This is a genomic window from Vibrio sp. 2132-1 (genome assembly GCF_033344315.1).
This window is the reverse complement of the sequence record NZ_JAWPON010000872.1, coordinates 1-514: the sequence shown is the minus strand read 5'-3', so window position 1 is coordinate 514 and position 514 is coordinate 1. Positions and strand designations below refer to the sequence as shown.

Genomic DNA, 514 nt, shown 5'->3' with positions numbered 1-514 from the left:
ACGTCATTGAAGACTGTGACGTTACAAAAGAAGATCTCGAAGAGAAATTCGGCAACACCGTCGCTGAGTTGGTTGATGGTGTATCTAAACTGGACAAACTCAAATTCCGTGACAGGAAAGAGGCTCAAGCTGAGAACTTTCGCAAGATGGTTCTGGCGATGGTGCAAGATATCCGCGTTATCCTGATCAAACTGGCTGACCGTACGCACAACATGCGCACGTTAGGTGCACTTCGACCAGACAAAAAACGTCGCATCGCTCGTGAAACACTAGAAATCTATGCCCCATTAGCTCATCGTCTTGGTATTCACAATATCAAAACTGAGTTAGAAGAGCTTGGTTTCGAAGCGCTGTACCCAAACCGTTATCGCGTACTCAAAGAAGTCGTGAGAGCGGCTCGCGGTAATCGCAAAGAGATGATTCAGCGTATTCACAGTGAAATCGAAGGCCGACTGCAAGATGTTGGTTTGAATGCACGCGTCGTAGGTCGTGAAAAGAACCTGTTCTCCATCTA

General features: G+C 46.9%; 1 protein-coding gene. It reads left to right on the top strand.

Going from position 1 to position 514, the window contains the following annotated elements; genetic code table 11:
* On the top strand, positions 1-514 hold a 514-nt coding region (locus tag R8N47_RS28475; protein ID WP_318186517.1), incomplete at both ends, for an HD domain-containing protein.